This is a genomic window from Mycetocola sp. Y442 (assembly GCF_056898615.1).
Genome location: NZ_JBXHBV010000002.1, coordinates 859,658 through 886,604 on the forward strand (window position 1 = coordinate 859,658; position 26,947 = coordinate 886,604).

Genomic DNA, 26,947 nt, shown 5'->3' on the forward strand with positions numbered 1-26,947 from the left:
GCGATTCCCCTCACAGTGGCAGTGGAACGCTCGTTCACTCACCGGAGCTGGAAGACGGCGCAGAGGCCGGGCATTCGCGGTGAAGACTGCCGTCATGACGACGATCATCACCGCGCACGGCGCCCACGACTTCCTTGCCCTCGTCCCCAGCCTGGCTGGCTTCGTGCCGCGCGACAGCGTGGTTCTCGTTGCCTTTCGAGGCAACCGCACCTGCGGCGCGCTGCGCATCGATCTGCCTGGCGAGGACGCACCGGCTCCCGTGCGCAAGGCGTTTGCCACGACAACGCTCGGCATGGTCTGCAGGATCCCCGACGTCGACGCGATAGTGCCGGTCGTTTATACGGATGACACTTTCGAGCGTTACGCAGGACCACCACGTCGAGCGCTCATCGCCAATCTGACGACCCGTGCCAGACACGGGGGTTTCCTTGTGCGCGACGCGCTGTGCGTCGCCTCCGATGCGTGGGGGAGCTACCTCGATGACGGACCGCGGCGGGGGCGGTCGCTTGAGCTTATCGCCCAGTCGGCGGCGCGTCAGGACGAACGGCTGCCGCGCGACGCACCGGCGCTCGGTGACGTCCCGGCACTCGACGACGTCGTGGCCGGTGCGACGCTCGAGGCGGCCGATGCGGCCGAGTGCGAACGTGTGTCATCGCTGTACCGCGTGCTCAGCGGGCTCAGGGAGAGTGCAGAACTCCTGCCGGTTCTCTACTGGGAGTACAACTTCGACGGCGATACCGTCGCGTTCGCCGATCATCTCGTCACCGCTCGCCCTGATGCTGATGCTGATGCCGATGCCGAGAGCGGGAAGAACGCGGCGCTGCTTACCTTTCTCGTGCAGAGTCCGGCGGTCAGGGACACGGTGCTGATGACCTGGGGCTGGGGGACCACCGCGGGCGATGAGAGTGCCCTGACGCAGAGGATGTTCGCCTCGGGTGAGGACATCAGCGGGATGCCGGGCGCTGGTGCTCTCGGTGGGTGGGACATGCCGAGGCCGGACCCTGACCGCATTCGCTCGGCAATCGCCGTGCTGCGGTTCGCCGCGGCGCGCGTTCCGTCCGAGACCGCACCAGCGCTATTGACGATGATCGGGTGGCTGTACTGGGCACTCGGTGCCGGTTCGGTCGCGGCGAGGTGGATCGCGCAGGCTGTGGACATCGACCCGAGATACGGTCTCGCCGACCTCATTGGCACCATGATCGGGGCCGGACATCTGCCCGAGTGGGCCTTCGATGTGCCACCGGAAGCAACCCGGTGCGACGCAATTGACCCCTGAAGGCGACCCGAGGGAACCACTCGGTACATTCCGCCGGTATTATCTACGGAAGGGGCGACTCGCTCTGGCACCGAGAGGACGACCGCGTGACTGAGATTGACGTGCGCACCGATTCGTACGTCGTCGACGTGCCCAACGGACAGCCGCTCGCGCTGTCGTGGGCAAGTGTCACCGACACCGGCCGCAAGCGCCAGGTGAATCAGGATGCTCTCATCGTCGAGTATCCGGTCTTCGCCGTTGCAGACGGCATGGGCGGTCACGAAGCCGGCGAGGTCGCAAGCGCCGCAGTCATCGCGCGACTTGCTGAGCGCGTGGAGTCTGGCGAGACTGTCGACCGCATCGCCGTTGAGAACGCTCTCCGCGATGCCGTCGCCGACATGCTCGAACAGGTCGGCGAGTCCGACCTCGGCACGGGGACGACGGTCACGGGGATCGTGCTCGGATTTTCCGGTCCAGAGAACTCGGTCCCGTCCTGGACCGTTTTCAACATCGGCGATTCGCGGGTCTACCGGCTTCTCGGTGATGAACTCGTGCAGGTGACGCTCGACCACTCGGTCGTGCAGGAGCTTATTTCCATCGGCGCGATTACACCCGCTGAGGCGGAATCCCACCCGCACGGAAACGTCATCACCCGTGCGGTCGGCTTCTCAGACGAACCGCTTCCCGATTACACCGAGGTTCCCATCCAGGACAAGGCGCGCTGGCTCGTCTGTTCCGATGGGCTCACCAAAGAGCTGACCGACTTCGGTCTCAGGCACTTCCTTCTGCAGTCTCCGACTCCGGAGCAGGCTGTCCGCGCTCTCGTGGAAGCTGCCCTCGAGAACGGTGGCCGCGACAACGTCAGCGCCATAGTTTTGGACGAATTGCTCGTCTCCCGCGCCTGACCGCGGTTAATCGCGGTTCTTCGCCGTTCCCTCGTAGTACCCTCCACACGGGTATCGCCGGGAGGCTGCGTCCACCGGTGTCGTCCCGCTGTGTGGCCTGGCGTTCGGACATGATGTTGTGGATTCATGAGCGTCAGCGCGCCGAACGATGAACCGATCACCCTCCCGCGGCAACCCGTGCGCTCGCCCCCGTCGCCGTTTCCCGTCCTAGCGGCCCTGGCGCCGGTCGCGGTCTCGGTTCTGATCTGGCTCGTCACCGGATCATCGTTTGCCCTGATGTTCGCCGCGCTTGGTCCGGTGATCGCGATCGCGAGCGTGATTGACTCGCGGTGGTCGTCCGGCAGGCGGCTGAAGAAGGACCGCGCCGCGTATGCAGCCGAATTCGACAGCATTTCGCAGCTCATCGACTCGAGGCTCGACGAGGAGCGACAGGTGAGGAGACGGAACGCGCCGGGAGCGCGGGCACTCGTCGGTACGACCGGAACGGGCAGCACCGCAGCGCCATCTCGCCGGCCGCACGAGAGCGGAGAGCCCGACGTCGCGCGCTCGGTCCGACTCGGTCGCTGGCGCGTCAGCGGCGCAGCACGGACTCGCGTGGTCGTCGGTACCGGCACTCTGCCGAGCACCCTCCGGGTTGATGGCGCGGTGGACTCAGCGGCGGGTCGGGCGCTGCGCGATCGCGCGCGGTTCGCATCGGGAGTCCCGGTCGATATCGACGCGACTCGTGGCATCGGCGTCGTCGGCGCCACGCTTCCCGCCAGGGGGTTCGCCAGGGGCATTCTGCTCCAGCTGTGCAACGCGATGGGGCCTGAGACCGCGGAGGTCCTCACGGAGGGCCCCGGATGGGACTGGGTGTCCGTTATGCCGCACGCGGGGACAGGGCGAGGCGCTCCGGTGACTGTCGTGGTCAGGGATCTGACCGCGGCGCCGGGGTCGCCTGATCTCCTCCCGGAGAGAAATCCGAGATCGCTGGCAGGCGGGCGCAGTCACGATCGCGCCGGGTCCGGTTCCGCTTGGCCTGAACACGCATGGTCCGGTTCGGCCACGGCCACGGGCACGGCCACGGGCGAACGTGCGACGATCCTGATCGTGCTCACTCGCACGGTCGAGGAGATCCCGCCGGAATGCGGTGAGGTACTCGAACTCACGGGGTTGGCGACAGCGGTTCTCCACCACGGCGACTCCGACAGGTCCTCAGGAGTCGCCAGCCCCATAGTCCTTGCGCTCGAACTCATGACCGAGGTCGAGTGCGAGTTGTTTGCGACGGTACTCGCTGCACTCGCGGACAGGCTCGGTGTTGCGACAGCGGCAGTCGAACTTCCTGCACGCGTCGGCTTCGGTGACGTTCACCGGCGCGCCGGTGATGAGGGGGCGGTGAGCACGAAAGACGGGTCATCCCTCCGGGCGGTGCTCGGGATCAGTGCCAGTGCCAGTGCCAGTGCCAGTGCCAGTGCCAGTGCCAGTGCCAGTGCTGGTGGTGGCGCTGGTGCTGGCGGTGGCACAGCGGTTGTGGTCGACATCGTGACCGAGGGGCCACACGCGATAGTCGGCGGTACAACAGGTAGCGGCAAGAGCGAACTGCTGACCACCTGGGTGGCAAGTATGGCGCTCGGGCATTCGCCGGCGCTCGTCACTTTCCTGCTTGTCGACTTCAAGGGCGGCAGCGCGTTCGCGCCATTGAGATCGCTGCCGCACGTGGTTGGACTCATCACGGACCTCGACGAGGTCGCCGCGGCCAGGGCGCTCGCCAGCCTCAGCGCAGAGATCGTGTATCGGGAAAGGACGCTCGCCGACCTCGGGTGTCGCGATATCGCCGAGGCGCGCGGCGCCTTCCCCCGACTCGTCATCGTCGTCGACGAATTCGCCGCCATGCTCGACGGCTTCCCCGATCTCCACGCTCTTTTCGTTGACATCGGAGCGAGGGGGCGTTCGCTCGGCATGCACCTCATTCTCTGTACGCAGCGCCCGGCGGGAGTGGTCAGGGACGCCCTCCTCGCCAACTGCGGGCTCCGGCTGTCACTGCGCGTGCACAGCCGCAGCGACAGCGTCGCGGTTGTGGGCACGGATGCTGCAGCGCACCTGCCTGCTTCAAGGCCCGGTCGGCTTATTCTGGCCACAGGGGGCCGCGACCGGCAGGTGCAGGTCGCCGCGGTTTTACAGTCGGAAATCGAGAGCATTGCAGCGAACACACAATCCGGCGTCTCGCCGCGTCGGCCGTGGCTCGACCCACTTCCCGACCGGCTTGCCCTGAACGATCTCGAGCCACCGAACGCGACCTCGAACGGCATCCCCGGCGCCGTCCGCGGCGCCATCCCGGGCGCGATCCGTCTCGGGCTGGCAGATCTGCCGGGACTTCAGCGGCAGGACACCGCGCTCTGGGTGCCGGAAACCGATGGGAGTGTTCTCGTCGTCGGTGCGGCGCGCTCAGGGAAAACGACGGTACTCGACACGGTAACCGCTGAGGCGATGGCAACCGGCGACACAAATAACCGGGACCCCACCGGTTCCGGCGCACGTCGCCCGGGCTGGCGGCTGGTTCGGGTCGGCTCTGACGATGAAGAGACCTGGGACACGGTGATCGGGCTCGCGGCCAGCCTCCGCGCCCCGGCGACCGCAGGCACAGCAGGCACCGCAGGCGCCGCGGCCACAGCGGGCACCGTGTTCAGGTCAAGGGTCGCGGTTCTCCGACCGGGCGACAAGACACTCCTCCTGATCGATGATGTCGACTCCACGCTCGCGCGACTGGATGACGATTATGCGACCAGGCTCCGTGACGCCCTGGTGGAGTTGCTGCGCGACGGTCCCCGCCGGTCGGTGTGGGTGATGCTCACGCTCAAGCGGCTGGCGGGAGCACTCAGCGTGCTGTCCGGGTTCGCCGGTGCCGTGCTCATGCTGCGAATGGCGAATCGGCAGGAACACCTCATGGCGGGTGGTGACAGTGCGAGCTGGGTGGCCAATCGGCCGGACGGAAACGCGGTGTGGCGTGGGGCCACGATCCAGGTCGCTGTCGCCGACGCAACAGTCGCCGACACAACAAGCGGCCCGGTGTCCGCGCCTGGGACCGGGACCGGGTCTTCATCTGGCCGGGCAGGGCCAGGCCGACATGGGCGAAGCAGCACCGCCCCCGAATACGTTCTGGGCCAGCACCCGCTGACGGTGCTCGTCTGCCGGTCTCCCCAGCACCGGGTGGAATCGATACTCAACGATCCGTCGTGCGAGCGGGGCCTGCGCGTGGCCGCGGTCGGAGGGGCGACGCGGCTCACCGTGGGGGACCTCGGACTCGGCACTCCCGGAGCCGTAGTACTCGTTGGCGACAGCGATGACTGGCAGACCCAGTGGGCACTGTTCGCTGCGCTCCGCCAGGACGCGGAACTCATTCTCGACGGTTGCACGGTCGCCGAGTACCGTGCACTCACCAAACGACGCGAGCTTCCGCCCCTCCTGGTCTGGCCCGGCCATGTCTGGCACGTCCCTCCCGGCGGCCAGGCGGAGCGGGTCAGCCTGCGGTGAAGCCAGCCTGCGGTGAAGTCAGCCGGACTCAGACCGCGCCTGCCCGGGGCCGCGACGACCGGCCAACGCTCGACTACGCCTGCAGAAGTGTCTCGACCGAGTGGTATTCGCGTCCGTGGGCGGTAGCGACCGGTGCAAAGTAGACAACGCCGTCGTGCACATTGAGCCCCTGGGCGAGGGCGGGGTCGGTGCGAAAGGCGTCCCGCCAGCCGCTGCTGGCCAGGGCGCGAGCGTACGGCAACGTGGCGTTGGTGAGGGCGTAGGTGGACGTGTGCGGTACGGCACCGGGCATGTTGCCGACGCAGTAGAACACCGAGCCATGCACGGTGAAGGTCGGATCGGCGTGGGTCGTCGGGTGCGAATCCTCGAAGCATCCGCCCTGGTCGACCGAAATATCGACGAGGACGCTGCCCGGCTTCATCCTCGACACCAGTTCATTGCTCACGAGCTTGGGAGTTTGAGCGCCGGGGATCAGCACCGAGCCGATGACGAGGTCAGCACCGAGCAGCGAGTGCTCGATCTCGAACGCGTTGCTGGCGATGGTTTTGATCCGTCCGGCATAGATGGCGTCGAGTTCACGAAGTCTCGCGATGTTCGTGTCGAGAATCGTGACGTCAGCCCCGAGTCCGACCGCGACGGCGGCGGCGTTCGTGCCCGCGACTCCGCCGCCGAGGACCGTGACCCGGGCGGGCGACGTACCGGGCACGCCGGGAACGAGGAGTCCCGGCCCGCCGTTGGGTTTAAGCATCGTGTTGGCGCCGACGATCGCCGACAGGCGCCCGGCGACCTCGCTCATCGGTGCCAGCAGGGGGAGGGAGCGATTCGGCAGCTGTACCGTCTCGTAGGCGATGGCGGTCATCCCCGAGGCGAGGAGCGCCTCGGTCAGCGCGGGCTCTGCCGCGAGGTGGAGGTAGGTGAACAGCACGAGATCCCGCCGAAAGTAGCCGTACTCACTCGCAATCGGCTCTTTCACCTTGAGCAGCAACTCCGCCCGCTCCCACGTCGAGGCGGCATCCGGAAGGATCGTCGCCCCCACGCGTTCGAAGGCAGAATCCGGAATGGATGACCCGGCGCCTGCTCCACTCTCGATAAAGACCTCGTGGCCGGAGAGCATGAGATCGTGGACGCCGGCCGGGGTAATGGCTACCCGGAATTCGTTGTTCTTGATCTCGCGGGGGACGGCAACTCGCATGGTGCTCCTCGATTCGCTGCCTGGCCCTGGTGGGGCCGGCATCTCAGGACGTCGCGCTGGAGTCCGACGTCACTGTCGGTTCGGGCCGGATCTGGCCTCGGCCTCAGCCTAGCGAGGGAGCATGCGTTTAGAGAGAGCCCGACACCCGGATTTCGCCGACAACAGCCGTGCCGCCGAGGACATCGAGGTTGAGGTCAGGTCGGATCTCCTCGATGGCGTCGCGGCTGAGGGCACCGGCATCCGCGAGCAGTTCGAGGCCGACGATTGTGGCGGCCCGAAGGCTTCCGTCGAGCATTTTCAGGGCGACCGTTGTGCCGTCAGGCGCAGCCATCACCATGACGCCTTCAGCGCCGAGCTTCGCGAACACGCCGAGCCTGTCGATCACGACGGTGTTCGGGCGGCCGGGGCCGTCGATCGCCCAGCCGTCTTCGAGCGCCGCCTGGCACAGGATGCCGGCGTTCCGGTAGATCGCGAACGGTGACGTCGGGCTTGACGTCCGGATCCGGCTGATGCCGCGCGCGAGTCCGGCGAGCGACAGGGCGTGCACCGGCGCACCACAACCGTCGATTCCGGACGCTGCGGGGCGCTCGCCGGTGAACCGCTCGACGACATCGAGGATTGCGTGCTGCAGCGGGTGTTCCGGGTCGAGGTAGCTCTCGATGGGCCAGTTGTTCGTGACGCAGGCGAGCAGCATGGCAGCGTGCTTGCCCGAGCAGTTCATGTAGATCGGTGACTTGTCGCCGTTGTCCTTCAGCAACTCGTCGCGAGCGGCGCTGTCTGAGGGCCAGTCTGCGGGGCACTGGAGTGCGGTCTCGGTGAGTCCGGCCTGCGCCAGGATGCTGCGGACGACGGAGACGTGGCGCTGGGTTCCTGAGTGACTCGCCGTTGCGAGCACGGCGGCCGCACCGCGAAGGCCGACACCGGCGTTCATCACGGCGATCGCCTGGAACGGCTTCATCGTCGACCGCAGGAATACGGGGGCACTCGGGTCGCCGAGGGATCGAAGCACGTCGGCGTGCTGGTCGATGACGATGGCGGAGCCTGAATGGCGTGATTCGACGAAGCCGCTTCGTTCGACGACGGCGAGCTCCACTGCGCTGGTCACCGGAAAAGTCTCGACGGGGTTCGCTGTACTGGTCACCGGTCAAGATTAGCCGGGATGATGACAGACTGAGGCCATGGCGCGTGAACACAGCTACGGCATCGATGTCGTGTGGCAGGGCAACCTCGGTTCGGGCACGAGCGGGTACCGGGAGTACAGTCGCGACCTCACCGTCTCAGCCGCTGGAAAGCACCAGATCGAGGGTTCGGCGGACAAGCCGTTCCGCGGTGACCTGTCGAGGTGGAACCCCGAGGAACTGCTCCTCGCCGCACTCGCCCAGTGCCACCTGCTCTCTTACCTCTACGTCGCCGTGACCGAGGGCGTCGTCGTCACCGACTACTCCGATTCAGCGACGGGCACCATGGTCGAAGACGGTGCCGGTGGGGGAGCGTTCACCGAGGTGCTCCTGCGGCCCAGGGTCACCGTCGCTGATTCTTCGATGGCGGATGCCGCGATGCGGGCGCACAAGAAAGCGAACGAGCTGTGTTTCATCGCGCGCAGCGTGAATTTCCCTGTGCTGCATGAGCCGGAGATCATCGTCGCCTGAAACCGACTCTCCGTCCGGCGGGGTGCCGCGGGGGAGTGTCAGAGCCGTTCAGGCCGGAGTACTGCCCGCTTGATCTTTTCGATGGTGTCCGCTGGCGGCGACTCGTTGTATGCGTGTGCCAGTTCCTGGGCCGTGAGCGTGTGGATCGCCGCCATGATCTCGTCGGTGGCCTGCCGCCTCGCCTTGCCGCTCGTGGCCGGTCCGTGCACGGTGACGTCAATGGGCTCACCGAAGATGACGGTGACCTTGCCGAGTCGCGGGAACTTGCTTCCGACCGGCATCAGGTCAGCGGTGCCGATGAGTCCGACGGGGACCACGGGTGCCCCCGTCGAGAGCGCGAGCCACGCCACGCCGGTCCTGCCCTTGTAGAGGCGACCGTCGAGCGAGCGAGTGCCCTCGGGGTAAATGGCGAAAGCACTCTCGGTTTCGAGTATGCGTTTACCGGCATCGAGCGCTTCCTGCGCCGCCTGGCCGGCACCGCGCCGAACGCCAACAGCGCCGATCGACGTGAAGAAGGTGCGGGACGCCCAGCCGCGGGCACCCTTTCCGTCGAAGTACGACGACTTCGCCAGGAATTGCACCCTCCGAGGGGCAACGACGGGGATCGCAATGCTGTCGATGAACGACAGGTGGTTACTCGCGAGAATCACGCGGCCCGTCTTCGGAACGTTCTTCCTGCCGATGATCTTCGGGCGAAAAACGAGTCGAACAATGGGCATGAGAACAGCCCGGCCGAGCAGGTAGACCATGCCGGGCGCCGTGGGTTCCTGAAGCGGGGCTTGATCAATTGACACAAGGAAGCAGCGTACCCGCTCACATATTCTCAGTGACGCATGGGGCTCGTGGCACGCGTGTCACGAGCGTTCGCAGCAAATACAGAAATGACTACGGCAGACTTGGGGCTCACCCTTCCGTTTCAGAAAGTGACCTCTCCCTTGCGTACTCCCGTCTTTCTTGCTGCAGCAGCGGCATCCGCTCTCGTCCTGACCGGCTGCTCCGGCGGCGGTGAAGCCAAGCCGGACGCGACGACAGCGTCCGCAGAATGCCACGACACGAAGGAAGGCAGCGTCGTGACGTCGGTCGACATCTCGGGAGACTTCGGAGCGGCCCCCACTGTCGACTTCGCCGAGCCGCTGAGCGTCGAGAAGACCGAGCGCACCGTGCTGATCAAGGGCGACGGCGAGGAGACAGCGCCGTCTGACCGCGTCGCCGTAGAGCTCACGCTGTACAACGGAACGAGCGGTGCGACGCTCGCACAGACCCGTTACGACAACCTCGGGACCCAGCAGATCGTCATCGACGACGCGTCAGGCATCCTTCCGGGCATCGTCAGGACCATCGAGTGCGTTCCGGCAGGCTCACGAGTCGCCGCGGTGATCAGCCCGGACGATGGCTTCGGTGACGTCGGTGCGTCCGATGGCAGCGTTGCAGCGACCGATTCGCTCCTCCTCGTCGCCGACGTCCTGAGCATCACGCCGGAGAAGGCCACGGGCGCCGAGCAGACGCCGGTCGAAGGCATGCCGACCGTGAAGCTCGCGAAGGACGGCCAGCCGACGGTCAGCATTCCGGAAACCGATCCGTCGCCCGAACTCCAGATCGCGAACCTCAAGCTCGGAGACGGTGAAGCGGTCCAGGCCGGCGACACAGTAACCATGCACTACCAGGGCGTCAACTGGCGCACCGGCGAGGTCTTCGACCAGAGCTGGGGCACCCAGATCGCGAGCTTCAAGACCGACGGGCTCATCCCCGGATTCACCGCTGGACTCGTCGGACAGGCCGTGGGCTCACAGGTGCTCGTGTCGATTCCCCCGGCCCAGGGCTACGGCGAGGCCGGTAACTCCCAGGCGGACATCGAAGGCACAGACACCCTCGTCTTCGTCATCGACATCCTCGCCACAACGAGGTAGCGGCAGCACGCGAACGGATGCCGCTGGCTAGGCTGTGGGGATGCGACGCGTCATAATTCTCGGCTCAACTGGGTCCATCGGTGTCCAGGCCCTCGACGTCATCCGGGCGAACCCGGAGAGGTTCGAGGTGGTCGGCCTCGGTGCGAACAGCAAGCGGGACGAGGTTCACGCCCAGGCCGCGGAGTTCTCGGTCGACGACATTGCGTTCGGTGCCGCGGATGCCGAGCGGCTGGTGCGGTCGGTCGATGCTGACGTCGTTCTCAACGGCATCACCGGTTCGGTGGGACTCGGTCCGACACTCGCCGCTCTCGAGACCGGCCGCACCCTCGCCCTGGCCAACAAGGAATCGCTCATCGTCGGCGGTGACCTCGTGAAGCGGCTCGCGAAGCCGGGGCAGATCGTTCCCGTCGACTCTGAACACTCGGCCATCGCCCAGGCCCTGCGTTCTGGAACGAGCGCCGAGGTCCGTCGTCTCGTGCTGACGGCATCCGGTGGTCCGTTCCGGGGGAGAACACGCGAGTCGCTCACCACCGTCACCCCGGCAGAGGCGCTCGCCCACCCGACCTGGGACATGGGACTCGTCATCACGACGAACTCGGCAACCCTCGTCAACAAGGGCCTCGAGGTGATCGAGGCGCACCTGCTCTTCGACGTGCCGTACGAGCGCATCGACGTTGTGGTTCACCCTCAGTCGATCGTGCACTCGATGGTCGAGTACATCGACGGCTCGACGATTGCGCAAGCCTCACCGCCGAACATGCGCCTGCCGATCTCACTCGGTCTTGACTGGCCGCACCGCGTGTCTGGGGTAGGGCGCCCGCTCGACTGGACGACGGCATCCACGTGGAGCTTCGAACCGCTCGACTCGGACGCGTTCCCCGCGGTCGAACTGGCGAAGACCGTCGGTCGTGCCGGTGGGGCCTACCCGGCAGTTTTCAATGCAGCCAATGAGCAGGCGGTCGCGGCGTTCCACGCGGGAGGTCTCGGCTTCGTCGACATCGTCGACACCGTCAGGCGGGTCGTCGATGCGCACAATCCGGACGGGGAGCTCACCCTCGAATCCCTCGCCGAGGCCGAGTCGTGGGCGCGAGCCACGGCTGATCGTCTGATCGCAGGACTCGGCTGACGTCAGGCCGTTACAGGGTGGCCCAGCCCGCCTCGGTCAGGGCTGCCCGGGTCTCGTCCAGCACCGAGAACGGAATCTTGACACCGGCTACTTCTCGGTATTCCTTCTCGGGGAGCCCGGCCCAAAGGATGGTGTCTTCGGCGGTTGCTTCGGCGACCGCGGCACGAATCGCGAGTTCCGGGGCCGCGATCTCGCGGATGTCGCCGTCCGGCTTTGCCTCGCGTGCACCGGCAAGGACGGCGCTGCGGATCTCTGCCGGATCCTCGGATCGCGGCTGGTGATCGGTGATGATGAGCACGTCGCTGCCCAGGGCCGCTTCCCGGCCCATCTCGGGTCGCTTGAGTGCGTCTCGGTCGCCGTTGGCGCCAGCGACCATGATGACGCGGCCGCGCGTGAGTGACCGCACCGATTCGAGGGTTTTGGCGAAGGCGTCGGGGCTGTGGCCGGCGTCGACGTAGACGGTCGGACCGTCCACGACCGGCACGAGCACCGAGCGGCCGGGAAGGGTCGCGACGATGCCACCGTCCCGGTCGAGCACCGAACGGATCTCGGCGGGTGAAATCCCGGCCTCGACGAGCATTGCGATTGCGAGCCCTCCGTTGGCGGCCATGTGCCGCCCGATCACCGGCACCCTCGTCGAAAACGAACCAGCGCGCTCCGAGTGCACGGTGAACGCCGTCGAGTCCGGCTTCTCGTCGTCAATTGTGACGGTCCAGTCGGATACCGCTCCCGGCGTCGATGAGATCGTCACGACATCGACACCGGCGCGTTCCACCACAGCGAAACCGGCCGGGGTATCGAGGCTCACAACCGCTTTCCGTGACCGTTCGGGGGTGAACAGGGCGAGTTTCGCTTCGAAGTACTCGTCCATGTCGGCGTAGTCGTCGAGGTGGTCGTGGCTGAGGTTGGTGAAGGCCGATACGTCGAAAACGACACCGTCGACCCGGTGCCTCGTGAGGGCGTGGGCTGACACCTCGAGGACCGCCGCGTCAACGTCGACCTCGTGCATCCGCGCGAGCAGGGCGTGAAGTTCGGGCGCCTCAGGGGTGGTCAGTGAGCTGACGACGACCTCGTCGCCGATCCGTCGCTCGGCGGTCGAACTGAGGCCGGTCTTTCGACCGAGCTGGGTGAGGAGCGCGTCCAGGAAGTGCGCCGTCGACGTTTTCCCGTTCGTACCGGTGACACCGAGGGTCAGCGGTCGGTCTGTCGATGTGCCGTAGAGCCACGCCGCCACCTCGCCCGCGATGTCCCGCGGCGAGTGGGTGACCAGTAGGACCGGAACGCCGGCGGCCGTCGCGTCAACCGCGCCACTGGCATCCGTCAGGATTGCGACGGCTCCGCGAGCCACGGCATCCTTCGCGAACGCTGCTCCATGGAATCGCGCCCCCGGGATCCCGAGATAGAGGTCACCGGGCTCGACATCCCGTGAGTTCATGGTGATGCCGGTGAGCAGAACGTCCGGTGCATCACTGTGCAGGGCGAGCGTGAAGTGTTCGGCGAGATCGACAAGGGGCCTGGGGGTGGGGTGGAGAGGACGCACAGCCCCATGTTCTCACAGGCCCCCGTGCGGACACCGGGGCGAAAGCCCCACCGGGATCGACGCTCATTCACAGCACGCCGACAGCGGCCGTCCAGCGCGGGGATGTAGTGTTCTGGCGTGGAAACCGTCCTGCTCTATATCCTCGGCATCGTCATCATGGTGATCGGCATCGCCGTGTCGATCGGCCTGCACGAAATCGGTCACCTGGTTCCCGCGAAGCTGTTCGGGGTCAAGGTCACGCAGTACATGATCGGCTTTGGCAAGACGATCTGGTCGCGGAAGAAGGGCGACACCGAGTACGGCGTCAAGGCGATTCCGCTCGGCGGCTACATCTCGATGATCGGCATGTATCCGCCGGCGAAGGACGACAAGGAGAACTCGGCGAGCCGGGGGTTCTTCAGGACACTCGTGCAGGATGCCAGGAGCGCGAGTGCGGAATCCGTCGGTGACGGTGAGGACGACCGGACCTTCTACCGGCTGCCGGTGTTCAAGCGGATCATCATCATGCTCGGCGGGCCGACCATGAACCTTCTCCTGGCGATCGTGATGTTCGCCATAGTGCTCGTCGGATTCGGCGTACCCCAGTCGTCAACAACCATCGCGACGGTCAGCGAGTGTGTGCTGCCCGCGTCGAGCGAGAAGTCCAGCTGCGACCCTGACGACCCACTCGCGCCTGGTGCGGCCGCGGGGCTGGAGCCTGGCGACACCATCATCTCGGTTGCCGGTGAGAAGGTCGACACCTGGGACGAAGCGACGGAGATCATCCGCACCTCACCGGGCACGGACCTCGAGGTTGTCCTCGAACGCGATGGCGAGACCCGTACGGTGACGATGACACCGCTTCTCACCGAGCGTGTCGTTCTCGACGACACCGGTGAGGCCCGAACGGATGCCGCTGGCGAGCCCGTCACGGAAGAGGTCGGTTTCGTCGGTATCGGTTCGCAGTCCGAACTCGTGCCGCAGCCCGTTACGGCCGTGCTTCCCGCTGTCGGCGACAATGTCGCACAGGTTGCGAACATGATCCTCAACCTGCCGGAGCGGCTCGTCGGCATTGCCAATGCCGCGTTCGGCCCGGGGGAACGCGACCCCAACGGTCCGATGAGCGTTGTCGGCGTCGGTCGCGTCGCGGGCGAGATCGTGAGCCTCGAGGAGGTTCCCGTGTCGGCAAAGGTGCAGACGATGGTCGGACTGCTCGGATCGCTCAACGTCGCGCTGTTCGTGTTCAACCTCGTTCCGCTGCTGCCGCTCGACGGTGGTCACGTGGCTGCGGCGCTGTGGGAGTCGATCCGGCGGTTCTTCGCGAAGCTCTTCTCGCGCAAGGATCCGGGCCCCGTCGATGCGGCCAAGCTGATGCCGCTCACCTTTATTGTCGTGATCTTCCTCGGCGGGATGAGCGCGCTGCTCATCTTCGCCGACATCGTCAAGCCGGTGAACCTGTTCGGATAGCGGTACTTCACGTACTCCCAGCGCTCTTCGTACTCCTTCGGGAGTAGTCGGCGGCGCTTCGCGAGGCCGACGCCCGACCCGGTGTCTGGCGATACCCTCGGAGGATGGACACAGCGCGCACGGGACAGGGCGGCGCACAGAGTGACGCTGGGCCGGCCGGCCCGGGGTTTCGTGGGCTGCCTCCCGCCGTTCGGCTGTGGTTCCCGGCCATCGTCTCGTTTCTCGTGCAGGTGCCGCCAACCCTGTTAATTCTCTGGCGGACCGGCCCGTACAGCGCGGGTGACGCGTGGCTGGCATTCGCCCTCGCGATCGCGAGTCCGCTCCTTCTGATCGGGGCCAGGCGGTTCCCTGGACCCGTTGTCGCCGCTGTCACCGCGGTCGCCGTTGCCGACCTGCTTCTCGCTCCCTTCGTCGGACCGCCGACGGTCGCGGTTGCGTTCGCCATTGTGTCGGGGATTTTCCGCGGTGCGAGGGTGTGGGTCTACACGTCGGTGGTCATCGGTTGGCTCACAGCGGTGATCGGCGGTTCCCTGCTCGGCATGGACTGGAATCCGGTGCGGATCGCGTTTGCAACGGCCGGACTCGCGTTGCTCGTGGCGCTCGCCGAGGGCGCGCGAACACGGCGGGAGCATATGAGCCAGGTCAGGCAACAGTCGATGCAACACCGGGCTGAGGTGGAGCAGGCGGAACGAATGCGAATCGCCCGTGAACTGCACGATGTTCTCGCCCACTCGCTTTCGCAGATCTACGTGCAGGCGGGCGTTGGACTGCATCTCATGGACACCCAGCCCGACAAGACCCGCGAGTCGCTCTCGAACATCAAGTCGTCGAGCAAGACGGCGCTGGACGAGGTCCGCAGCGTCCTCGCGTTCCTTCGCTCGGATTCCCTCGACCCCGTGAGCCTGACACCCGAACCCGGCCTGTCAGCGTTGCCGCAGCTCATCGATTCGTTCCGGGCGCAGGGCATCGAGGTGTCGTTCGAAAATTCGCTGACCGAGCTGCCATCTGCCACCGTGCAACTCGCTCTCTACCGGGTCGCGCAGGAGAGCCTGACCAACGTGCTTCGGCACGCGCATGCGTCGAAGGCGAGCGTCGTTCTCGAAGACGTGGGCGACAGCATCCGATTGCGGGTGGCTGACGATGGTGCCGGAATGCAGCAGAGTGCACGCGACGCGTCGAACGGCAGCGGGCTGCTCGGGATGACGGAGCGTGCGGCCCTGCTCGGTGGCACTCTCGACGTGGGGAACACGCCACAGGGCGGGTTCGCGGTCACCGTGACAGTACCGAGGGAGCAGAAATGACGATCAGGGTGGTGCTCGCCGACGATCAGCAGCTCATCCGGGCGGGCTTTCGCGCGCTCCTCGAGGCCGAGGCCGACATCGATGTCGTCGGTGAGGCTGCGACGGGGGCGGATGCTGTTGAACTCGTTCGTTCGGAACGTCCCGATGTCGTGCTCATGGATATCCGAATGCCCGGAGGTGACGGGCTCTGGGCAACGGAGCAGATCACCGCGATGCCCGAACTCGGCGGGACCCACATTGTCGTCGTGACCACCTTCGAGCTCGACGAGTATGTGGCGCAGGCGATTGCGGCGGGAGCAAGCGGGTTTCTCGTGAAGGACACGGAGCCTGTTGAACTGATCCGTTCGGTGCGCGTCGCCGCTGCCGGTGATGCTCTGCTGTCACCGAGTGTGACCCGGCGGCTGCTCGAACGTATCTCGAGCGGGCTCGTGGCGAGTCGGCCCGTGGAGGGGCTCACCGAACTCACGGCCAGGGAGCGGGAAGTGATGGTGCTCGTTGCGGCAGGCCTGAGCAACGATGAGATCGGGGCGCGACTGTTTCTCAGCCCACTGACGGCGAAGACTCACGTGTCGCGAATTCTCACCAAGCTCGGGGCGCGTGATCGGGTGCAGCTGGTGGTGCTCGCGTACGAGAGCGGGCTGGTGACCCCCGGCTTCTCGGTGTAGCTCCGGTGGCTCTGTGCTCCGTGCGGAGTACCGCCGATTCGTTGTCCAGGCAGATTTGCCGTGGGGCGGGATTCGGGAGAGTGAGACCAGAAGGTTCCGACGGGACCGTCACGGACAAAGGACACACTGATGCTCACCGCACTGGCACAAACGGCACTGGCACAAACGGCACTGGCAAGCACAACTCTCCCCGGCGCAATTCTCGACCTGCACCCGGGCGGCTGGGGTGGAGGGCCGGGTTGGCTTTTCCTCCTGATCCCGCTGTTCTGGATCGTCGTTCTCGCGCTCCTGTTCGCCTTCCTCGGGCGCCGCTTCCGGCGGTCAGGACCGCCGTGGGCGATGGCGCACCAGGCAGGCCGAAGCGCTGAGGCCACCCTCGCGCAGAGGTTTGCGAACGGCGATATCGACGAAACCGAGTATCGGGCACGGCTCGAGGTGATTCGGACGAACAACCCCGATCCGCGGCAGAACCAGATGTAAGGGCCAGGCGCGGCGAAGACCAGGGGAGCTCAGGCGGTGGCGTATCGCTTCGCCGAGCGTTCCCTGGCCTTGGCCGCCTCGACCTCTCTGTCTTTCGGCGGTGCGCTCGTCACGAGGTCCTCGAGAAGGTGCCGCGTCGCGTGAGCGATGTCGCGGACCGCCCGATCGAAGACCTCGGCATTGGCCTGTGACGGCCGGGTCGATCCGCTGACTTTCCGTACGTACTGGAGGGCCGCGGCGTGGACCTCGTCATCTGTCGCTTCTGGCTCAAAGTTATGGAGCTGATGAATGTTCCTGCACATGCCACCGAGGGTAGTTCGGGCCCAGCGACTCCGGTAGCCCCCGCGGACTCAGGATTAGAGCGAGAACTCAGCCTCTGGCCGGTTGTCGACAGCTGCACGGATCCGCTCGGTCATGTCGGCGGACATCGGGGGAAGGGCATCGATGGGGAACCATGCGGCTTCGCTGTTCTCGCCGTCGGCGGGAAACGGTGTGCCCGACTCGAATCGCAGGCGGAAGACGAGATCGAGGTACTGGCTCCTGTCGCCGTTCGGGTAGACAACCGGCTCTGTCACCCCGACCTGGACGAGGCGCTCGACGGATGCCGTGACATCCGCTTCTTCCTTGACCTCGCGAATTGCAGCTGTCGCCGGTTGCTCGCCCGGGTCGATGATGCCGGTCACGGGCGTCCACGCTCCGTTGTCGCTACGGCGGACGAGGAGAATCTCGTTCTCTCTGAAGACCACAGCTGTCACCCCGGACAGCCACAGCGGGGCTGTGCCGATCTTTTCGCGAAGAGCAAGGACGAAATCGGGAGTCGGCATGCCAAAACTCTATTCGACGTCGCGAGCAACACTCTCATGGGGCGACGCGTGGGCCACCTAGGCTGAGGGGCATGACCTTCGCCGAAGACTCCGACCCGTACCGCTGGCTTGAGGATATCGATGGTGCCGAAGCGCTGGACTGGGTGCGGGCCAGGAATGCCGTGGCCGAATCCACGCTCGCGGCCACACCTGAGTTCGCGCGGGTGGAGGCTGCGGTGCTCTCCGTACTGGACTCGGACGCAAAGATTCCGATGGTGCAGAAGATCGGGGACTGGTACTACAACTACTGGCGGGACGCTGAGCATGAGCGGGGACTGTGGCGGCGAACGACGCTCGAGGAGTACCGGACGTCAGCTCCTGCGTGGCAGACGGTCCTCGACCTCGATGCGCTCAACGCGGCCGAGAACGAAGACTGGGTGTGGCATGGTGCTTCGGTGCTTCGACCCGGCTACCGCAAGGCTCTCATCGACCTGTCGCACGGGGGTGCGGATGCCGATGTGACGCGCGAGTTCGACCTCGACACGTTCTCGTTCGTCGAGCCGGACGACGGCGGTTTCTTCCGGCCGGAGGCGAAGGGCAGCCTCGGCTGGATCGACGACGACACCGTCTACCTCTGCTCGGACCTGGGCCCGGACTCGGTCACCACCTCCGGGTATCCCCGGATTGCGAGGAGGTGGCGTCGTGGGACACCCATCGAGTCCGCTGAGGTCATTTTCGAGGGGGAGTTCACCGATGTGTCTGTCGGTGCCTTCCGGAGCCACACGCCCGGCTACATCCGTGACTTCGTCTATCGCGGAACCACGTTCTACACGTCGGAAATCTACGTCGACGTGAACGGGACGATGACGAAAATCGACGTTCCGGCATCCGCTGAAATCGGCTTTTCGCGGCGGTGGCTGATCATCGAGTTGCGGGATGATTGGGAGCTCAACGGCAGCACGTTCGCGGCCGGTTCGTTGCTCTCCGCCGATTTCGATGCGTTTGTGGGCGGGGACCGATCGGTCGAGCTTGTTTTCGAGCCGACGCCGTCGACGTCGCTCGCGAGTGCGACCTGGACGCTCAACCACCTGGTCATCTCGGTTCTCGACGATGTGAAGAGTCGAATCCATGTGCTGACGAGGGCGGATGAGACGTGGAAGCGGAGCGAGTTTTCCGGCGCACCCGAATTCGGTTCCGTCCAGGTCGCTGCCGTCGACAGTGAGGAAAGCGATCTGGTCTGGCTGGTGACGACCGATTACCTCACCCCGACCACGTTGTCGATCGTCAAGGTCGGGCAGGCGGATACCGATCCGGTCGAGCTCAAGGCCCAGCCCACGTTCTTTGACGCGAGCGGGTTGCGGATCGATCAGCACTTTGCCCGGTCGGATGACGGGACCCGGGTTCCGTACTTTGTCGTGCGGCGTGAGGATCTCGCGTTCGATGGAACGGCTCCGACTCTGCTGTACGGCTACGGGGGATTTGAGGTGTCGCTCACGCCCGGCTATTCCGGGGCGCTCGGGCTGGCCTGGCTCGAGAAGGGCGGTGTTTATGTTGTCGCGAACATCCGCGGTGGTGGAGAGTACGGTCCGCGCTGGCACCAGGCGGCGCTCAAGGAGAACCGGCACAGGGCATTCGAGGACTTTGCCGCTGTCGCTCGCGACCTCATTTCGCGTGGTGTGACATCCGCTGCCCATCTCGGTGCGCAGGGCGGGTCGAATGGTGGTCTTCTGGTCGGCAACATGCTGACGCAGTATCCGGAACTTTTCGGCGCACTGGTGATTCAGGTGCCGTTGCTCGACATGAAACGGTATTCGCACCTGCTGGCCGGCGCATCCTGGATGGCGGAGTACGGCGATCCGGACGACCCTGACGAGTGGAAGTTCATCCGTACCTTCTCGCCGTATCACCTGTTCGATCCCAGTCGGGAGTATCCGCCGGTGTTGGTGACGACGTCGACGCGCGATGATCGGGTGCATCCCGGTCACGCTCGAAAGCTCGCGGCGCGGATGCTCGATGCGGGCAAGGACGTCACGTATTTCGAGAACATCGAGGGCGGGCACGGGGGAGCGGCGACGAACGCTCAATCGGCACACATGTCTGCGCTGTCGTACCGGTTCCTGGCGGAGCGGCTTGGACTGGAAGGGTAACGGATCGACAACTCCTTGAACCTGTGTGATGTGGCGGCGGGGTCCGATGTGGGACGGTCGGTCTGTGCGCACACATCGAATCGGGTTGGTCGTTCTGGCGTCAGCGCTCTGCGTCGCGGTTACTGGTTGCGGCTGGATCGGCGGTTGGGGCGGAGTGTGCCACCCGGTCGGATACGTCAGCCAGGTGCGCGTGCTGCTGGTCGGGGATGCCGGGTCTGTTGACGAGGTGCGTCTCTGTGATGAGGCGGGAGTCTGTTCTGCGGTGGAGGCTGAGGTTCTCGTTGGGGAGGACGAGCCCCTTACCCTCATGGAACCTGACCAGCTGAGCGGTGGACCAACTCCGGTCGAGATCCAGCCGGAGGAGGATGTGCTCGAGTCAAGGGACGACGCGCTCGAGTCGAGGCCGGTCGAGGTTGAACCCGGTGATGTGGTTCCGGAGCCAGCGCCAGGGTTGACGCCAGGGTTGACGCCAGGCGCAACGCCCAGTGCGACACCGGTTGAAATTCCGCCGTATCTGGCGCGTTCTGAAAGCGAAAACGTGTGGGTCATCACCGTGATGGCCGGGCGTCCCGACAAGGTTACGGTTACGGCGTATCGCCTGGACGGTTCGGTCGCCGGGGAGAGCAGCAGTGTCGACCTCGACTGGAAGAGGGTTGGGGGCTCCGAGCAGTGTGGAGGGCCGACGGAGACTGATCCGGTGACGGTAATGGTCAGCTAGCATCCTCTTGTCGCAATCGAACAAAACTACGATTTAACTTATCCACAACGTAGATATTTATCGAAGTAACGTCAGTGGTCTGGTGTTGACTTGTGGTATGGAAAACAACGACAGAGCCGTCGATCCTCCGGACGACGAGAATCACGATCCACCCGGTAGCCACACGGATGCCGTCGTGGCGGCGTCCGGTGCAGCCGAGTTGCTGAGCTCGGATGGCGCACCCGAAACTGAGCCTCGCGATCCGGGTACATCTGATGGAGTGGCGGCGCGCGAGGCCGGGGCCAACGTGGGCGAGGAGGCCGACTCCAGCGGCCAGGCCACTATCGCTGCCGAGTCGAGTGCGGATGCCGCCTCACCATCAGCCGAGTCACCGGTGCCGCGGCCTGACGGGCTGTTCACACCGTCTGAGGGCGCGACTGCCAATCCTGACGTCGCAGCCGGTGCGAACGATGCTGATGCTGATGCTGATGCTGATGCTGATGCTGATGCTGATGCTGACGCTGCTGAGCCTGAGCCTGAGCCGACGGTGTACGCGAAAATCGCGGATACCTGCACCGCTCTGGTGGATGCGGTGGCGCAGGTGGAGAAGCTGGAGGCCCGTCAGGCGGCGTGGAAGGCCGAGTTCATCGACCGCGCAAGGACGCTTGCCGTCACTGCGGAGGAGGGCGTGCTGGTCACGGCCCGGTCGCGGAGTGCGGTCGAGCGTCAGGATCTGGCATTGCGGTCGTTCATCGCGGAACTGGCCTGCACGCTACGGGTCGCCGAACGCACCGCCACAGCACTGGTCGACGAGAGTCGGGCCTTGTTACACCGGCTACCGGTCACCCTGGCAGCGTTGCGGGAAGGGGAGATCAGTTACCGCCACGCCCAGGTGCTGGTCGATCAGACCGACACCCTGACCGATGACGCTGTTGCGGAACTTGAGGAGAAGGCGTTGCCGTTTGCGAAGACGATGCCGGTGGCCCGGTTTCGGCAGAAGACGAGGATGCTGCGGGAACGGTTACAGCCGGAGTCCGCGGTCGCCCGGTGTCGGAAGTCGGTAACCGATCGGCGGGTAGAACTGATCCCGGCACCGGACGGGATGGCCTGGCTGAACCTGTTCACCACCGCACCGGCCGCCGAAACGATCTTCGACACCATCCGTGCGCAGTCGATGAAACTGCAATCACCGGTCGAACCACGCACCCTGTCCCAGTTGGATGCCGATGTGGTGTTCGCGGCGATGATGGAGGCGTTCACCGGTGAGTTCACCCTGCCCGACCCCACCGGCACCCGGGTCTTCGGCACCGGCCTCGGCACCCGCAATCCCTACACCGACCCGCATCCCGCACCTGCCACTGCGCCTCCATCCGGAGAAGAAGAGGGTGCTGTCATCGCCCCGGGACCCGGACGTGACCCGGCGACCGCGTTCCGGAAGATCGTGCCAACGGTGATGGTCACCGTCCCGGTACTCACCCTCCTCGGTAAAAGTGTCGAACCGGGCAACCTCGACGGATACGGGCCCATCGACCCGGACACCGCACGGGAACTCGCGTCCCAGGCACCGGAGTTCAGTCGAATCCTGACCCACCCGGAAACCGGAGTCGCCCTGTCCCTCGGCCACACGAAATACACCCCATCGAAAGCGATGCGACGGTTTCTTCGCTACCGCGACGGGTACTGCCGGTTCCCCGGCTGCACCCGCAAAGCGGTGTCCAGCGATATCGACCACACCGACCCATACGACACCGGCGGAAACACCGACTTCGACAACCTCGCCAGCCTCTGCCCCAAACACCACAAACTGAAACACGAAACCGGGTGGAACGTCGAGCAACTCGGTGACGGGATACTGAAATGGACCTCACCCCACGGACGCGAATACCTCACCCACCCCGAGAACCCCGTCCGCAACCCGATCCCACATCCGATCCCACCGGCGAAAGCGGCACCACCAAAACCCGCACCACCAAATCCCGCCGCGGGGGCTGAGTCGGACGACGCAACCGAAGCTGCCACAACCGAAGCTCACACAACCGAGGCAGAGGAGGAAGACGCCCGGCAGAACAACGTCTATACCCGACTCCTCGACGCCCAGAGAGAAAAACGTGAGAAGGAGAGAAAGGAAAGAGGGAAAGAGGGTGAGGCCAATGAAAGCGACGCTCAACGAGAAGGCGAACCGCGTGACGACGACGGCCCACCGTTCTGATTCACAACGTCATCCAGCCCGGGTTCTTGATTCATGAGGCTCATCAGGATCCGGACCCGGATACTGATTCACGACACTCATTCACCGGGATTCTGCCCCGCGACGCTCATCGAAACCTAGAATCGACAGGTGTTCACTCACCGTGACCCGCTCCCTCGTCTGCCCCGGAAGGTGCTCGTTGCCGGAGTGTCGGGAGTAGGCAAAACCACCCTGGCGAAGCAGATCGCGGAGGTCATCGGCAGCACCCACGTGGAGATCGACGCGCTCTTCCACGGACCGGAATGGGTGCCGCAACCGAACTTTCTCGACGACGTCCGAGCCTTTGTCGCAGCCGAGACCTGGGTGACGGAGTGGCTGTACCACTCTGCCCGCCCTCTCCTCGCAGCGAACGCCGACGTGCTCGTCTGGCTCGATCTGCCGTTCGTGCGGGTCACACTTCCACGGCTTGTGCGGCGCACTGTGCATCGCCGCCGAACCCGGCAAGAACTATGGAACGGCAACATCGAGCCACCTTTCCTCACGTTCTTCACCGACCCCGAATACATCATTCGATGGGGCGTCCGAACACGCAACAAGTATCGAGTTGCGATCCCTCCGCTCGAGGCAGAGAACCCGAACCTGACAGTGGTTCATCTCCGAACACAGCGAGAGGTCGACGCCTGGCTCGATGGCCCACTGGCGATGTCACTCAGTGCGAGCGACGCCTAACGACCAGCCCGTCTGAAGCCGAAATACAGGGCAACGGCGCCGGCCGTCAACAGTAGGACATTCACGGTGACGTACACGCCACCATCTGCAAGGGAACGCATCGCCGTCCAACCGGCAAGAGAACCGACGACGGCGAGTGTCACCGATGAGAGCCCGAGCATCTTGAGCCGCCCGGGCGTCTCGGTGCTCACAGCGACAGGAGAAGCGCGTCGCCCTGGCCGCCACCCCCACACAACGCAGCCACTGCTTTGCCCGAACCTCGCCGCGACAGCTCGAGCGCCGCATGCAATACAAGCCGCGCCCCGGAAGCGCCGATCGGGTGCCCGAGGGCGATAGCTCCGCCGTGGATGTTGACCTTCTCGTCATCAATACCGAGGTCACGCATCGACTGAACGCTGACGGCCGCAAACGCTTCATTGATCTCGATCACATCAAGATCGGATGCCGTCCAGCTCGCCTTGCCGAGGGCATCCGCTATCGCCCGTGACGGTTGTGAATGCAACGAGTTATCCGGCCCGGCAACCGACCCTGAGGACCCGACCACGGCCAGCCAGCTCAGCCCGTGCTCCTCAGCGTACGAACGACTGGCGAGCACGAGCGCACATGCACCATCACTGAGTGGCGATGAATTGCCGGCGGTAATCGTGCCGTCCTTGTCGAACGCCGGACGCAACGCTCCCAGAGAGTCGAGCGTCGATTCACCCCTGACACCCTCGTCCTGGGTGAGGATCGTCGGCTCACCGCGCCGCGACGGCACCTCCACTGGAGTGATCTCGTCGGCAAACACGTCACTCGCCTGCGCCCGCGCCGCCCGCGTATGTGAGCCGACCGCAATCCGGTCCTGCTCGTCCCGATCGATACCGAGTGGCCCGTTGTGCCGTTCGGTCGAGATGCCCATCGAGTCACCGTCGAAAGCATCGGTCAGACCGTCGAACGCTGCGGTGTCGAGCAAGGTTACATCGCCGTATTTGTAGCCCTTCCGCGAGGCGGGCAGCACGTGGGGCGCATTGGTCATCGATTCCTGACCGCCAGCGACGACGACGGATGCTTCGCCAAGCCGAATCATTCGAGCCGCGTCGATCACCGCCTGAATTCCAGACAGGCACACCTTATTCACGGTCACGGCAGGCACTTCCCAGCCGATTCCTGCCGCACGCGAGGTTTGTCTGGCGGGATTCTGGCCTGCACCGGCCTGAAGGACCTGGCCGAAGATCACCGCGTCGATGTCTGCAACATCAACCCCCGACCGCTCGAGTGCAGCCTTGAGCGCGATCGCTCCGAGTTGGACAGCACTGAAGCCGGCCAGCTGGCCCAGCAGTCGTCCCTGCGGAGTGCGGGCTCCCGCAAGGATGACAACATCGTTCTGGCTCATGAAAACTGACTCCCTTGTCGTTGACTTCGGCACCTGGTGCTTGGTGCCTGGCACCTGGCACCTGGTATCTGGCACTTGGTACTTGGTGCGTGGCGGATTTGCTCTTTCCAGCTTGGCACGTTTTCGCGGTGACCAGCGGGGTCAGCAGTGGGGGCAGCAGAGTGGTGTCAACAGCGCGGGGTCACAAGCGTGGGATCAGCACCATGATCAGCGCCTGGGGTTCAGCAGCATAGGGGCAGCAGTGTTACTCAGTCGGCGGCAGACCCTGCCGACGCGTACCTGACCGCGAGCTGGCGGAACGCGTCGGCAAGCTCGGGTGGGTGCACATCCTCGATATCGGTATCGAATCGGCCGAGGGCGGCAGCGAGGGCGACCCACGACCACGATCCGGACTCCAAACGACAGCGGTCAGGCCCGAGCTCCTCGACGGTCCCATCGCCGGCAAACGGTCGGACCGAGCTCGCAGGCAGCGAAAGGATGACAGTGCCTGTGCACGGCCAGGCGTTCGTCCGATCAGATCCCTTGAACCGGGCTGAGACAAACTCGTGGACGTCATCACCCGGAATCCGGCGAGGAGCAAACCGCGGACCGGTCGGCGTTCGCGGACCGATCCGATCCGCACGGAAAATGCGCCAGTCCTCGTGCTCCAGGTCCCATGCCACGAGGTACCAGCGAGCGTTGGACGTCACGAGGTGGTGTGGCTCAACGCGATGTGGTGCCCGGGGCTCGACGGTGGTGGTGTTGCCGGTGGCGCCGGTGGTGATGGTGCCAGCCTGCTCAGTGTCAGCCAGCTGAGTGTCAGCCAGTTCAGGGCCACCCTCAGCTTGGGCTGCGCTCCCGGTACGGTCGTGTGACCCGGCGTAATCGAACCGCAACACCTCCCGCGCCCGGATCGCCGTTGACAACGCGATGAGCACATCGGAGGAGACCGTTTCAGCCGCCCGGGGAATCGCGGTGAACCTCACGGCATCAAGACGGTGACGCAATCGCGACGGCATCACCTGTCGCACGGTCGTGAGTGCTCTCACCGCGGCTTCCTCGACCCCGGCCCCGGCAACGGTCGCAGCCTGCAGCGCAACGGCAAGCGCGATCACCTGATCGTCGTCGAACAGGAGGGGAGGCAGGTCCGTTCCGGCATCAAGGCGGTACCCGCCATCCGGTCCCTTCGTCGACCTGATGCGGTACCCCATCTCACGGAGGCGATCCACGTCACGTCTCACCGTGCGGTGACTGATCTCCAGTCGCTCGGCGAGAAGCTGACCGGGCCAGTCCCGCCGGGCCTGCAGCAGAGACAGCAGCAACAGAAGCCGCGACGTTGGTGAAGTCATGTTTCCGATGCTAATTCCAGTAGAGGACGAAGGCTGACCTCTACTGCCGAGAGACTCGAAGTTATCGGGCACACGAACCCGGAAACATCTCGTCAAAGGAGCACAACAATGTCTGTCATCACCACCCCGCACCTCAACTTCCGCGGCGACGCCCGCTCTGCCCTGGAGTTCTACTCGTCGGTCTTCGGCGGTCAGCTTCTGATCATCACCAATGAAGACGCTCACAGCACCGAACTGCCGAGCGAAGCACAGCAGGTCAAGTTCGGCCAGGTCGTCAGCGAGAACGGATTCCGGATCATGGCGTACGACGTGCCGGCAAGCCAGTCATACGAGCGGGGCGACAAGTCCATGTTCGTGTCGGTCCGCGGGGACTCCGCCGACGAGATCGCCGGACTCTGGTCGAAACTCGTTGAGGGATCCACTGTTGTGGAGGACCTGGCCCCGTCCTTCTTCTCGCCCGCCTACGGAATGCTCGAGGACAGGTTCGGCGTCGTGTGGGTTCTCGACGTCGCGGTCGCCTACGAACCGGCGTGACGGCACGGGCGTGGAGGCCCTGGTCTCCACGCCCATCCCGCACCGGTTTCGTGCAAGGGTCGTCCTGCGCTGGTTCTCGTGCAGGGGCGCGGTAGGTTGGAAATCGTTGGCCACCGTCGGTCTCCTCGCAGGCCGCCTCTGCCGACACGGGGGTGCCGCGAACGCGCGGCATC

General features: G+C 65.3%; 24 protein-coding genes. 15 read left to right on the forward strand and 9 right to left on the reverse strand.

The window, feature by feature from the left end; genetic code table 11:
- Positions 1 to 94: 94 nt before the first annotated feature.
- The 3 genes from AC1X6S_RS10570 to AC1X6S_RS10580 all read left to right on the forward strand — a co-directional run bounded on the left by AC1X6S_RS10570 (position 95) and on the right by AC1X6S_RS10580 (position 5,670).
- Positions 95 to 1,276, forward strand: coding sequence for a DUF4192 family protein (locus AC1X6S_RS10570; protein WP_483405703.1), 1,182 nt, complete (start codon positions 95 to 97; stop codon positions 1,274 to 1,276).
- Positions 1,277 to 1,362: 86 nt separating this feature from the next.
- A complete protein-coding gene (locus tag AC1X6S_RS10575) occupies positions 1,363 to 2,160 on the forward strand; it encodes a PP2C family protein-serine/threonine phosphatase (RefSeq protein WP_483405704.1) in 798 nt (265 codons plus the stop codon).
- Positions 2,161 to 2,286: 126 nt separating this feature from the next.
- A complete protein-coding gene (locus AC1X6S_RS10580; RefSeq protein WP_483405705.1) occupies positions 2,287 to 5,670 on the forward strand; it encodes an FtsK/SpoIIIE domain-containing protein in 3,384 nt (1,127 codons plus the stop codon).
- Positions 5,671 to 5,743: 73 nt separating this feature from the next.
- Here the strand turns inward: AC1X6S_RS10580 and ald are convergent, their stop codons facing one another.
- On the reverse strand, positions 5,744 to 6,862 hold the full coding sequence (gene ald / locus AC1X6S_RS10585) for an alanine dehydrogenase (protein ID WP_483405706.1): 1,119 nt from the start codon (positions 6,860 to 6,862) through the stop codon (positions 5,744 to 5,746).
- Positions 6,863 to 6,989: 127 nt separating this feature from the next.
- Positions 6,990 to 8,003: an asparaginase gene (locus tag AC1X6S_RS10590; protein WP_108390508.1), complete on the reverse strand. Its 1,014-nt coding sequence runs from the start codon at positions 8,001 to 8,003 to the stop codon at positions 6,990 to 6,992.
- A gap of 37 nt (positions 8,004 to 8,040) precedes the next feature.
- On the opposite strand from AC1X6S_RS10590, the gene AC1X6S_RS10595 reads away from it, so the two are divergent.
- Positions 8,041 to 8,511 (forward strand): OsmC family protein, encoded by a 471-nt coding sequence (locus AC1X6S_RS10595; protein WP_483405707.1) that lies wholly within the window; start codon positions 8,041 to 8,043, stop codon positions 8,509 to 8,511.
- A gap of 38 nt (positions 8,512 to 8,549) precedes the next feature.
- Here the strand turns inward: AC1X6S_RS10595 and AC1X6S_RS10600 are convergent, their stop codons facing one another.
- On the reverse strand, positions 8,550 to 9,260 hold the full coding sequence (locus tag AC1X6S_RS10600) for a lysophospholipid acyltransferase family protein (protein WP_483405900.1): 711 nt from the start codon (positions 9,258 to 9,260) through the stop codon (positions 8,550 to 8,552).
- Positions 9,261 to 9,392: 132 nt separating this feature from the next.
- Between AC1X6S_RS10600 and AC1X6S_RS10605 the strand changes: the two genes are divergently transcribed.
- Positions 9,393 to 10,418, forward strand: coding sequence for an FKBP-type peptidyl-prolyl cis-trans isomerase (locus tag AC1X6S_RS10605; protein WP_483405708.1), 1,026 nt, complete (start codon positions 9,393 to 9,395; stop codon positions 10,416 to 10,418).
- Between the two features lie 40 nt (positions 10,419 to 10,458).
- Positions 10,459 to 11,544 carry a 1-deoxy-D-xylulose-5-phosphate reductoisomerase gene (gene dxr, locus AC1X6S_RS10610; protein ID WP_483405709.1) on the forward strand — a complete coding sequence of 362 codons (1,086 nt, stop codon included), beginning with the start codon at positions 10,459 to 10,461 and terminating at the stop codon, positions 11,542 to 11,544.
- 10 nt (positions 11,545 to 11,554) lie between these two features.
- Here the strand turns inward: dxr and AC1X6S_RS10615 are convergent, their stop codons facing one another.
- On the reverse strand, positions 11,555 to 13,084 hold the full coding sequence (locus AC1X6S_RS10615; protein WP_483405710.1) for a Mur ligase family protein: 1,530 nt from the start codon (positions 13,082 to 13,084) through the stop codon (positions 11,555 to 11,557).
- A 117-nt stretch (positions 13,085 to 13,201) separates the two neighbouring features.
- On the opposite strand from AC1X6S_RS10615, the gene AC1X6S_RS10620 reads away from it, so the two are divergent.
- The 4 genes from AC1X6S_RS10620 (at position 13,202) to AC1X6S_RS10635 (ending at position 16,976) form a co-directional block, all read left to right on the forward strand.
- Entirely contained in the window at positions 13,202 to 14,530 is a 1,329-nt protein-coding gene (locus AC1X6S_RS10620) for a M50 family metallopeptidase (RefSeq protein ID WP_483405711.1), read from the forward strand.
- 104 nt (positions 14,531 to 14,634) lie between these two features.
- Positions 14,635 to 15,831, forward strand: a complete 1,197-nt coding sequence (locus AC1X6S_RS10625) for a sensor histidine kinase (protein WP_483405712.1) — start codon at positions 14,635 to 14,637, stop codon at positions 15,829 to 15,831.
- On the forward strand, positions 15,828 to 16,496 hold the full coding sequence (locus tag AC1X6S_RS10630) for a response regulator (RefSeq protein WP_483405713.1): 669 nt from the start codon (positions 15,828 to 15,830) through the stop codon (positions 16,494 to 16,496). The genes AC1X6S_RS10625 and AC1X6S_RS10630 overlap by 4 nt, the downstream gene beginning before the upstream one ends.
- 129 nt (positions 16,497 to 16,625) lie before the next feature.
- Entirely contained in the window at positions 16,626 to 16,976 is a 351-nt protein-coding gene (locus AC1X6S_RS10635) for an SHOCT domain-containing protein (protein WP_483405714.1), read from the forward strand.
- A gap of 29 nt (positions 16,977 to 17,005) precedes the next feature.
- Here the strand turns inward: AC1X6S_RS10635 and AC1X6S_RS10640 are convergent, their stop codons facing one another.
- Both AC1X6S_RS10640 and AC1X6S_RS10645 read right to left on the reverse strand, forming a co-directional pair.
- Positions 17,006 to 17,278, reverse strand: coding sequence for a DUF2277 domain-containing protein (locus AC1X6S_RS10640; RefSeq protein WP_483405715.1), 273 nt, complete (start codon positions 17,276 to 17,278; stop codon positions 17,006 to 17,008).
- Positions 17,279 to 17,332: 54 nt separating this feature from the next.
- Positions 17,333 to 17,800 (reverse strand): NUDIX hydrolase, encoded by a 468-nt coding sequence (locus AC1X6S_RS10645; protein WP_483405716.1) that lies wholly within the window; start codon positions 17,798 to 17,800, stop codon positions 17,333 to 17,335.
- Between the two features lie 71 nt (positions 17,801 to 17,871).
- Here AC1X6S_RS10645 and AC1X6S_RS10650 point away from each other — a divergent pair, with 71 nt between their 5' ends.
- The 4 genes from AC1X6S_RS10650 (at position 17,872) to AC1X6S_RS10665 (ending at position 23,540) form a co-directional block, all read left to right on the forward strand.
- On the forward strand, positions 17,872 to 19,926 hold the full coding sequence (locus AC1X6S_RS10650; RefSeq protein ID WP_483405717.1) for a prolyl oligopeptidase family serine peptidase: 2,055 nt from the start codon (positions 17,872 to 17,874) through the stop codon (positions 19,924 to 19,926).
- Between the two features lie 64 nt (positions 19,927 to 19,990).
- Positions 19,991 to 20,644: a hypothetical protein gene (locus AC1X6S_RS10655; RefSeq protein WP_483405718.1), complete on the forward strand. Its 654-nt coding sequence runs from the start codon at positions 19,991 to 19,993 to the stop codon at positions 20,642 to 20,644.
- Between the two features lie 97 nt (positions 20,645 to 20,741).
- Complete coding sequence (locus AC1X6S_RS10660) at positions 20,742 to 22,832, forward strand: HNH endonuclease signature motif containing protein (RefSeq protein ID WP_483405719.1); 2,091 nt, start codon at positions 20,742 to 20,744, stop codon at positions 22,830 to 22,832.
- Between the two features lie 129 nt (positions 22,833 to 22,961).
- Positions 22,962 to 23,540, forward strand: coding sequence for a P-loop NTPase family protein (locus tag AC1X6S_RS10665; protein WP_483405720.1), 579 nt, complete (start codon positions 22,962 to 22,964; stop codon positions 23,538 to 23,540).
- Here the strand turns inward: AC1X6S_RS10665 and AC1X6S_RS10670 are convergent.
- From AC1X6S_RS10670 to AC1X6S_RS10680, 3 genes are all read right to left on the reverse strand, one after another.
- On the reverse strand, positions 23,537 to 23,731 hold the full coding sequence (locus AC1X6S_RS10670; protein ID WP_483405721.1) for a hypothetical protein: 195 nt from the start codon (positions 23,729 to 23,731) through the stop codon (positions 23,537 to 23,539). The genes AC1X6S_RS10665 and AC1X6S_RS10670 overlap by 4 nt on opposite strands.
- Positions 23,728 to 24,912 (reverse strand): acetyl-CoA C-acetyltransferase, encoded by a 1,185-nt coding sequence (locus AC1X6S_RS10675; RefSeq protein WP_483405722.1) that lies wholly within the window; start codon positions 24,910 to 24,912, stop codon positions 23,728 to 23,730. The genes AC1X6S_RS10670 and AC1X6S_RS10675 overlap by 4 nt, the downstream gene beginning before the upstream one ends.
- Before the next feature lie 248 nt (positions 24,913 to 25,160).
- Positions 25,161 to 26,240, reverse strand: a complete 1,080-nt coding sequence (locus AC1X6S_RS10680; RefSeq protein WP_483405723.1) for a helix-turn-helix transcriptional regulator — start codon at positions 26,238 to 26,240, stop codon at positions 25,161 to 25,163.
- Positions 26,241 to 26,348: 108 nt separating this feature from the next.
- Between AC1X6S_RS10680 and AC1X6S_RS10685 the strand changes: the two genes are divergently transcribed.
- Entirely contained in the window at positions 26,349 to 26,774 is a 426-nt protein-coding gene (locus AC1X6S_RS10685) for a VOC family protein (RefSeq protein WP_483405724.1), read from the forward strand.
- Positions 26,775 to 26,947 lie beyond the last annotated feature (173 nt).